Below are 8964 nucleotides of genomic sequence, written 5' to 3'. Positions count from 1 at the left end.
GCTCCCCCTCCGAGGGGGAGCCGGGCCCTTCGGCGCAGTGCTCAGGCCTTGCGGAGGCGGAACGTGAGGGTGAGGGACTCGTCCGTGAAGGGGGAGCCGTAGGCGGCGTCGGCCTCGCCCGGCGCGTAGTCCGTCGCCAGGACCTCGTCCGCGATCAGGTCCGCGTGGGCCGTCAGGGCCTCCACCGTCTCCGGGGAGTCCGCCTGCCAGCGCAGGGCGATGCGGTCGGCGACGTCCAGGCCGCTGTTCTTGCGGGCCTCCTGGATCAGCCGGATCGCGTCACGGGCGAGGCCCGCGCGTCGGAGCTCCGGGGTGATCTCCAGGTCGAGGGCGACCGTCGCGCCCGCGTCGGAGGCCACCGACCAGCCCTCGCGGGGGGTCTCCGTGATGATGATCTCCTCCGGGGTGACGGTGATCTCCTCGCCGTTCACCGAGAGGAGCGCCTCTCCGTTCCGCAGCGCCAGCGACAGTGCCGCGGCGTCCGCCGCCGCGACCGCCTTGGCCACGTCCTGGACGCCCTTGCCGAAGCGCTTGCCGAGGGCGCGGAAGTTCGCCTTCGCCGTCGTGTCGACGAGGGATCCGCCGACCTCCGACAGGGACGCCACCGAGGAGACGTTCAGCTCCTCGGTGATCTGGGCCCGGAGTTCGGGGGAGAGGGCGGAGAAGCCCGTCGCCGCCACGAGGGCGCGGGACAGCGGCTGACGGGTCTTCACGCCGGATTCCGCCCGCGTCGCCCGCCCCAGCTCCACCAGGCGGCGGACCAGCAGCATCTGCTCCGAGAGCGTCTTGTCGATCTGGCCCGTGTCGGCCTCCGGCCAGGTGGCGAGGTGCACGGACTCCGGGGCGTCCGGCGTCACCGGCACCACGAGGTCCTGCCAGACCCGCTCCGTGATGAACGGGGTCAGCGGGGCCATCAGGCGGGTCACCGTCTCGATGACGTCGTGGAGGGTCCGCAGGGCGGCCTTGTCGCCCTGCCAGAAGCGGCGGCGCGACCGGCGCACGTACCAGTTCGACAGGTCGTCGACGAAGGACGAGAGGAGCTTGCCGGCCCGCTGGGTGTCGTACGCCTCCATCGCCTCGGTGACCTCGGCCACCAGGGTGTGGAGTTCGGAGAGGAGCCAGCGGTCGAGGACCGTGCGCTCGGCGGGGGTCGGGTCGGCGGCGGAGGGGGACCAGGCCGACGTGCGGGCGTACAGGGCCTGGAAGGCCACCGTGTTCCAGTACGTCAGCAGCGTCTTGCGGACGACCTCCTGGATCGTGCCGTGACCCACCCGGCGGGCCGCCCACGGCGAGCCGCCGGCCGCCATGAACCAGCGGACCGCGTCGGCGCCGTGCTGGTCCATGAGCGGGATCGGCTGGAGGATGTTGCCCAGGTGCTTGGACATCTTCCGGCCGTCCTCGGCGAGGATGTGGCCCAGGCAGACCACGTTCTCGTACGCGGACTCGTCGAAGACCAGCGTGCCGACCGCCATCAGCGTGTAGAACCAGCCGCGGGTCTGGTCGATCGCCTCGGAGATGAACTGCGCCGGGTAGCGGGACTCGAAGAGCTCCTTGTTCTGGTACGGGTAGCCGTACTGCGCGAACGGCATCGAACCCGAGTCGTACCAGGCGTCGATGACCTCCGGCACGCGCGTGGCGGTCTTCGAGCAGGTGGGGCACGGGAAGGTGACCGCGTCGATGTAGGGGCGGTGCGGGTCGAGCTCGGACTGGTCCGTGCCGGTCAGCTCGGTCAGCTCCGCGCGCGAGCCCACGCACGTCAGGTGGTCGTCCTCACAGCGCCAGATCGGCAGCGGAGTGCCCCAGTAGCGGTTCCGGGAGAGAGCCCAGTCGACGTTGTTCGTCAGCCAGTCGCCGAAGCGGCCGTGCTTGACCGACTCGGGGAACCAGTTGGTCTTCTCGTTCTCCTGGAGCATGCGCTCCTTGACCGCGGTCGTGCGGATGTACCAGGACGGCTGCGCGTAGTAGAGCAGGGCCGTGTGGCAGCGCCAGCAGTGCGGGTAGCTGTGCTCGTACGCGATGTGCCGGAAGAGCAGCCCGCGCGCGTCCAGGTCGGCGGTGAGCGCCTCGTCCGCCTTCTTGAAGAAGACGCCGCCGACGAGCGGCACGTCCTCCTCGAAGGTGCCGTCGGGACGGACCGGGTTCACGACCGGGAGGTCGTAGGCCTTGCAGACCTTGAGGTCGTCCTCACCGAAGGCGGGGGACTGGTGGACCAGGCCCGTACCGTCCTCGGTCGTCACGTACTCGGCGTTGACGACGTAGTGCGCCGGCGCGGGGAAGTCGACCAGCTCGAAGGGGCGCCGGTAGGTCCAGCGCTCCATGTCCTTGCCCGTGAAGGACTCGCCGGTGGTCACCCAGCCCTCGCCGAGCGCCTTCTCCAGCAGGGGTTCGGCGACGACCAGCTTCTCGTCGCCGTCGGTGGCGACCACGTAGGTGACCTCGGGGTGGGCGGCCACCGCCGTGTTGGACACCAGGGTCCAGGGGGTCGTCGTCCAGACCAGCAGCGCCGCCTTGCCGGCGAGCGGGCCGGAGGTGAGCGGGAAGCGCACGTACACGGAGGGGTCGACGACCGTCTCGTACCCCTGGGCCAGCTCGTGGTCGGAGAGGCCGGTGCCGCAACGGGGGCACCAGGGGGCGACGCGGTGGTCCTGGACCAGCAGGTCCTTGTCGAAGATCTGCTTGAGCGACCACCAGACCGACTCGATGTACGAGGGGTTCATGGTCCGGTACGCGTCGTCGAGGTCGACCCAGTAGCCCATCCGGGTCGTCAGCTCGGCGAAGGCATCGGTGTGCCGGGTCACGGACTCGCGGCACTTGGCGTTGAACTCGGCGATTCCGTACGCCTCGATGTCCTTCTTGCCGGAGAAGCCGAGCTCCTTCTCGACGGCGAGCTCGACCGGCAGGCCGTGACAGTCCCAGCCGGCCTTGCGGGCCACGTGGTAGCCGCGCATGGTCCGGAAGCGGGGGAAGACGTCCTTGAAGACCCGGGCCTCGATGTGATGGGCGCCGGGCATGCCGTTGGCGGTGGGCGGGCCCTCGTAGAACACCCACTCGGGGCGTCCCTCGGACTGCTCCAGGGTCTTCGCGAAGACCTTGCTCTCGCGCCAGAAATCGAGCACGGCGTGCTCAAGCGCGGGCAGGTCGACCTGGGCGGGCACCTGACGGTACTGCGACATCGATCTTCCTCCGGCGGACGGTTCTCTTCCGTCGGAGGGACGAGAGCACTGCTCCCGCGGTACCACCCTCCTTGGCCCCGGACGTGATCGTCCCGAGCCCCCTCATTGGGGTCGCGAAGCCGGTTCTAGTCACCGCTTGCCACCGCGGCTTTCTTCCGACGGCTCCGGGGTGATGCTTCACATCGGGCTGGCCCCCGGGCTCTCACCGTCCCCGGGTCGCTCATGGCTGCTTGCGACGCTACTCGTCCCCGTCCACGCCTTTCGCTGGCCCCAGTGTACGGGGCGCCGGGGCGGACGGCGGACCGGTTTTCCGTGACCCGAATGGCCACACCGGTCCGGTCGGACTTCGGATGCGGCCATCCGGGGGAGCGGCGGGACGGGTGACCGGCCGGGGAGCCGGGTACGACCGGGACGGGCCCGTCCCGCGGAGAGCGGGGACGGGCGGGAACGGCGGCGTGCCCCGTTGCCGAGGGTCCGGGGCCGATTTATCGTCCCAGCACGGTGCGCGAGCAAGATCACAAAATGTGAAGGGGCCGCGACATGGTGGCGAAGAAGACCGCTGCGAAGAAGTCATCGGCCACCGGCCCCACCGGTGCCGCCGAAGGCGCCAAGGACGTGGCCGGGAAGAAGTCGGCGGTGGCGAAGAAGCCGGCGGCCGGCAGGAAGAAGGCCACGAAGGCGGTCGGGAAGAAGGCCACGAAGGCGGTCCGGGAGCCGGCCGGGAAGGCCGAGGGTGCCGCTTCCGACGACGACGCGCAGACGACCGGCGCGGAGGTCCCCGTCGGGGCGTCCGCGGCGAAGAGGACCACGGCGAAGAAGCCGGCGGCGAAGGCGGCGGCCGCCAAGAAGGCGCCCGCCGCGAAGAGGCAGACAGGAGCCAGGTCGGTGGCAGCGAAGAAGACCGCGGGGGGCGTCACGACCGTCGAGGACGAAGCGGCGGCCCCGGCGGGCGCCGACGAACTCGCGGTGCGTCCCGGAGAGGAACCCTGGACGTCGGAGGAGGTGGCGGAGGCCCGCAACGAACTCCAGGCGGAGGTGCTGCGGCTCCGCAGCGAGCTCGCCCACTCCGAGGAGGAGCTGACCGGCCTGATGTGGGACTCCGGCGACGGGGCCGGGGACGACCAGGCCGACACGGGCACCAAGAACATCACCCGCGAGCACGAGCTGGCCCTCGCGGCGAACGCCCGGGAGATGTTGGAGCAGACCGAGCACGCCCTGGAGCGGCTCGACGCGGGCACGTACGGCCTGTGCGAGGTGTGCGGCAATCCGATCGGCAAGGCGCGGATGCAGGCCTTCCCGCGGGCCACGCTCTGCGTCCAGGACAAACAACGACAGGAGCGGCGCGGCTGACGGTCTCCGCTGCCGCCCTCGCACGCCTGTGCCGTACCCTCGGTGCACGGTCAGACATCGAGGTCGAGGGACTCACTCACGTGGCAGAGGCGGAGCGCATCATCGGTACGCCGGATTCAGCAGGGGCCGACGAGACGGCCCCCTCCGACGAGACGCAGGCCCACGACGGCACGCCGGCCCACGACGACACGGCCGCTCCCGAGGAGCGGCCCCGGGGCAGGCGGAGGATCGTCGCGCTGTTCGTCGTGGCCGTGCTGGCCTACCTGCTCGACCTCGGCAGCAAGATGCTGGTCGTCGCCAAGCTGGAGGGTCGCGAGCCGATCGAGCTGGTCGGCGACCTGCTGCGGCTCGACGCCATCCGGAACCCGGGTGCGGCCTTCGGCATGGGCGAGGCCTTCACGATCATCTTCACCTGCATCGCAGTCGCCGTGATCGTGGTCATCATCCGCCTGGCGCGGAAGCTCTACAGCCTGCCCTGGGCGATCGCGCTCGGCCTGCTGCTCGGCGGTGCGCTCGGGAACCTGACGGACCGGATCTTCCGTTCGCCGGGGATCTTCGAGGGCGCGGTCGTGGACTTCATCGCCCCCGCGCACTTCGCGGTCTTCAACCTGGCCGACTCGGCGATCGTCTGCGGAGGCATCTTGATCGTCCTCCTCTCGTTCCGGGGCCTGGACCCGGACGGCACCGTCCACAAGGACTGACCGCTTCCGACACAAGGCATACTCGACGGGTGAGCACGAGTCCCGAGATCCGCACGCTGCCCGTTCCCGATGGCCTGGAGGGCGAGCGCGTCGACGCCGCCATCGCCCGCATGTTCGGGTTCTCCCGCACGAAGGCGGCCGAACTGGCCGCCGCAGGGAAGGTCCAGGTCGACGGCTCGGTCGTCGGCAAGTCCGAGCGGGTCAGCGGTGGCGCATGGCTCGAAGTCGAGATGCCGGGCGCGCCCGCGCCGGTACAGGTCGTCGCCGAGCCCGTCGAGGGCATGGAGATCGTCCACGACGACGACGACATCGTCGTGATCACGAAGCCGATCGGCGTCGCCGCCCATCCCAGCCCCGGCTGGACCGGCACCACCGTCATCGGCGGTCTCGCCGCCGCCGGCTACCGCATCTCCACCTCTGGCGCCGCAGAGCGCCAGGGCATCGTGCACCGCCTCGACGTCGGCACCTCCGGCCTGATGGTGGTCGCGAAGTCGGAGTACGCGTACACCTCGCTCAAGCGCCAGTTCAAGGAGCGCACGGTCGACAAGCGCTACCACGCGCTCGTGCAGGGGCACCCCGATCCGATGAGCGGCACCATCGACGCTCCGATCGGCCGGCACCCGAACCACGACTACAAGTGGGCGGTCACCGCGGACGGCAAGCCCTCCGTCACGCACTACGACCTCATCGAGGCCTACCGGGCGGCCTCGCTGCTCGACATCAAGCTGGAGACGGGACGCACCCACCAGATCCGGGTGCACATGTCCGCGCACCGCCACCCCTGCGTGGGCGACCTCACCTACGGGGCCGACCCGACCATGGCCAAGCGCCTCGGTCTGACCCGGCAGTGGCTGCACGCCGTCCGGCTCGGCTTCGAGCACCCCGGTGACGGTTCCTGGGTCGAGTTCGCCAGCACCTACCCCGAGGACCTGCAGAAGGCCCTGGACCGGATCGAGGCGGAGAGCCGGTGACCGTCGCGTACGTCGTGCGGGAGGTCGTGGACGACGCCGACCGGGAGGCCTGCTTCGCGGTCCGCCGGGAGGTTTTCGTCATCGAGCAGGGGGTTCCGCAGGAGCTGGAGTACGACTCGTACGACGCCACGGCGGTGCACGTCCTCGCCGTCCGCGCGGACGGGCTTCCGCTCGGCACCGGGCGCCTGCTGTACGGGGCGGACGCGGCCGGCAAGACCGGCGCCGACGCCTCGGTCGGCTCCCTCGGCCGGCTCGCGGTCACCAAGGCGGCGCGCGGCCTCGGGGTCGGCGCCGCCGTGGTCCGGGCCGTCGAGGACGCGGCGCGCGACCGGGGCCTGGCCGCGGTCGACCTGCACGCGCAGACACAGGCGACGGGCTTCTACGAGCGACTCGGCTACGAGGCGTACGGCCCCGAGTTCCCCGACGCCGGCATGCCGCACCGGGCGATGCGGAGAAAGCTGTAGGAACCGGGGCGTTCGGCTGCAAAACGGACGTACGTGACAGGGTGGGGCCGTGGATCAATTGGCCCTGCTCTTCCTGCTGCTCCTCGGTGCCCTGCTCACCGTGCCCCTCGGCGACCGGCTGGGGCTCCCCGCGCCCGTCCTGATGACCCTCGTCGGGATCGTGCTGGCCTTCCTGCCCTTCGTGCCGAACGTCGAGATCCCGCCGGAGCTCATCCTCCCGCTGGTGCTGCCGCCCTTGTTGTACGCCTCGGTGCAGCGGACTTCCTGGCGGCAGTTCGCGGCCAACAAGCGGCCCATCTTCCTGCTCGCGGTGGCCCTGGTCTTCGTCACCACGGCCGCCGTCGGCACGGTGGCGCACGCGCTGGTGCCGGGCCTTCCCCTGGCCGCGGCGTTCGTGCTCGGCGCCCTCGTCGCGCCTCCGGACCCGGTCGCCGCGACCGCCGTCGCGGGCTCGCTCGGGCTGCCCCGCCGGCTCGTGTCGATCCTGGAGGGCGAGGGCCTCTTCAACGACGTGACCGCGATCGTGCTGTACCACGTGGCGGTCGCCGCCGCCGTCAGCGGTTCCTTCTCCTGGCCCGAGGCACTCGGCGAGTTCGTGCTGTCCGCCGTGGTCGCCGTGATCGTGGGGCTGGCGCTCGGATGGTTGTCCCACAAGCTGATCGGCCTCCTCGGTGACGCCACCCTGCAGACCGGCCTCACGCTCCTCGTTCCCTTCGTGAGCTACGTGCTCGCCGAGGAGCTGCACGGCTCCGGAGTGCTTGCCGTCCTGGTCACCGCGCTCTTCCTGGCCGAGCACGCGGCCGACGCCGACGACGTCATGGGGCGCCTCGCCGGACAGACCTTCTGGCAGATCGTCGACACCCTCGTCACCGGCATCGCCTTCGGCCTCATCGGTCTGGAGCTCGTCCAGGTCTTCGGGGTGGCGGAGGGGCGCGGCTGGCAGATGCTCGGCTGGGGCGCCGCCGTGGTCGGCGTGGTCGTCGCGGTCAGATTGCTGTGGCTGCTCCCCGCCACCTGGCTGGCGAAGAAGTTGCACGGGCTCCGGGACGTCGACGAGGAGATCCCGATGAGCTGGCGGGAGACCGTCGTCATGTGGTGGGCGGGGATGCGCGGGGTGGCCTCGGTCGCGCTGGCCCTCGCCGTTCCGCTCCGCACCGAGGGCGGAGCCCCCTTCCCCGGCCGCGAGGAGATCGTCTTCATCGCCTTCTGTGTGATCATCGCCACTCTCGTCTTCCAGGGGCTCACCCTGCCGTCCTTGGTCAAGTGGCTCGGGGTGCGGGCCGACACCGATGCCGAGCGGGCCCTGGAGCGCCGGCTCGCCGTCCGGGCGGCGAAGGCGGCCAAGCGCCGACTCAAGGAGATCGAGGAGGTGGAGGAGCTTCCCGAGGAGGTGCAGGAGCGGCTGCTGCGCGGGGCGTACGACATCGGGGCGCGGATCAGTCCCGACATGGTGGACGAAGAGCGGCGGGCCGCGTTCGTGGAGCGCACGAAGAGGTTCAAGGCGGTGCAGCGGATCCAGCGGGAGCTGATGTCGGCGGCCCGGCACGAGGTCCTCTCGGCGCGCAGCGAGCCGGGGGTCGATCCCGAGGTGGTGGACCGGGTGCTGCGCCAGCTGGACGTGCGCAGCATGCGGTGACGGGCGGCGGCCGGGGCCTGCCGGCGGTGGGTGGCAGGATGGAGCGCATGGACATCATGCTCTTCCACTCGGCCTACGGGCTGACCCCTTCCGTCGAGGCCGCCGCCGAGCGGCTCCGGGCCGCCGGGCACCAGGTCTGGACCCCGGACCTCTACGGGGGCCGGACGGTCGGGACCGTGGAGGAGGGCGTGGCGCTCCGGGACGAGATCGGCAAGGACGAGCTGCTCAAGCGGGCGGTCCTGGCCGCCGCCCCCTACTCCGAGCGGGGGCTGGTCTACATGGGCCTCTCCCTCGGGGCCTCGATCGCGCAGACCTTGGCGCTCGGGGACGAGAAGGCGCGCGGACTGCTGTTGTTCCACGGCACCTCGGACCTCGCGGAGTCGGCCTCGGTCGACGAGCTGCCGGTCCAACTGCACGTGGCCGAGCCCGACCCCTTCGAGACGGACGACTGGTTGTCCTCCTGGTACCTCCAGATGCGCAGGGCCGGAGCGGAGGTGGAGGTCTACCGCTACCGGGGTGCGGGGCACATCTACACGGACCCCGAGCTGCCCGACTGGGACGAGGAGGCGGCCGAGCGGACCTGGTCGGTGGCGCTGGCCTTCCTCGACGACCTCTAGGAGGCGCGACCGTGCCCCGGGGCACGGCGAAGGGGGTGGCCCCGGGGAGGAC

General features: G+C 71.2%; 7 protein-coding genes. 6 read left to right on the top strand and 1 reads right to left on the bottom strand.

The window, feature by feature from the left end; genetic code table 11:
* Positions 1 to 41: 41 nt before the first annotated feature.
* Complete coding sequence (gene ileS, locus ACFW2Y_RS32645; RefSeq protein WP_384886369.1) at positions 42 to 3173, bottom strand: isoleucine--tRNA ligase; 3132 nt, start codon at positions 3171 to 3173, stop codon at positions 42 to 44.
* Positions 3174 to 3713: 540 nt separating this feature from the next.
* Between ileS and ACFW2Y_RS32640 the strand changes: the two genes are divergently transcribed.
* The 6 genes from ACFW2Y_RS32640 (at position 3714) to ACFW2Y_RS32615 (ending at position 8912) form a co-directional block, all read left to right on the top strand.
* Entirely contained in the window at positions 3714 to 4523 is an 810-nt protein-coding gene (locus tag ACFW2Y_RS32640) for a TraR/DksA C4-type zinc finger protein (protein WP_384886366.1), read from the top strand.
* Between the two features lie 80 nt (positions 4524 to 4603).
* Complete coding sequence (lspA, locus tag ACFW2Y_RS32635) at positions 4604 to 5224, top strand: signal peptidase II (RefSeq protein ID WP_384886363.1); 621 nt, start codon at positions 4604 to 4606, stop codon at positions 5222 to 5224.
* Positions 5225 to 5253: 29 nt separating this feature from the next.
* Positions 5254 to 6195 carry an RluA family pseudouridine synthase gene (locus ACFW2Y_RS32630; protein ID WP_384886360.1) on the top strand — a complete coding sequence of 314 codons (942 nt, stop codon included), beginning with the start codon at positions 5254 to 5256 and terminating at the stop codon, positions 6193 to 6195.
* A complete protein-coding gene (locus tag ACFW2Y_RS32625) occupies positions 6192 to 6659 on the top strand; it encodes a GNAT family N-acetyltransferase (protein ID WP_384886357.1) in 468 nt (155 codons plus the stop codon). The genes ACFW2Y_RS32630 and ACFW2Y_RS32625 overlap by 4 nt, the downstream gene beginning before the upstream one ends.
* Before the next feature lie 49 nt (positions 6660 to 6708).
* Positions 6709 to 8295: a Na+/H+ antiporter gene (locus tag ACFW2Y_RS32620; protein WP_384886354.1), complete on the top strand. Its 1587-nt coding sequence runs from the start codon at positions 6709 to 6711 to the stop codon at positions 8293 to 8295.
* Positions 8296 to 8342: 47 nt separating this feature from the next.
* The gene (locus ACFW2Y_RS32615) at positions 8343 to 8912 is read left to right on the top strand and encodes a dienelactone hydrolase family protein (RefSeq protein WP_384886351.1); all 570 of its coding nucleotides are present in this window, start codon (positions 8343 to 8345) and stop codon (positions 8910 to 8912) included.
* Positions 8913 to 8964: the final 52 nt, after the last annotated feature.

This window comes from Streptomyces sp. NPDC058877 (assembly GCF_042742855.1).
Taxonomy (GTDB): Bacteria; Actinomycetota; Actinomycetes; order Streptomycetales; family Streptomycetaceae; genus Streptomyces.
This window is presented reverse-complemented; position numbering and strand designations above follow the sequence as displayed.

Bases quoted from the DNA above. Each gene is read 5' to 3' on its own strand.
- ileS (WP_384886369.1), bottom strand. From the start codon at position 3,173: ATGTCGCAGTACCGTCAGGTGCCCGCCCAGGTCGACCTGCCCGCGCTT.
- ACFW2Y_RS32640 (WP_384886366.1), top strand. From the start codon at position 3,714: ATGGTGGCGAAGAAGACCGCTGCGAAGAAGTCATCGGCCACCGGCCCC.
- ACFW2Y_RS32615 (WP_384886351.1), top strand. From the start codon at position 8,343: ATGGACATCATGCTCTTCCACTCGGCCTACGGGCTGACCCCTTCCGTC.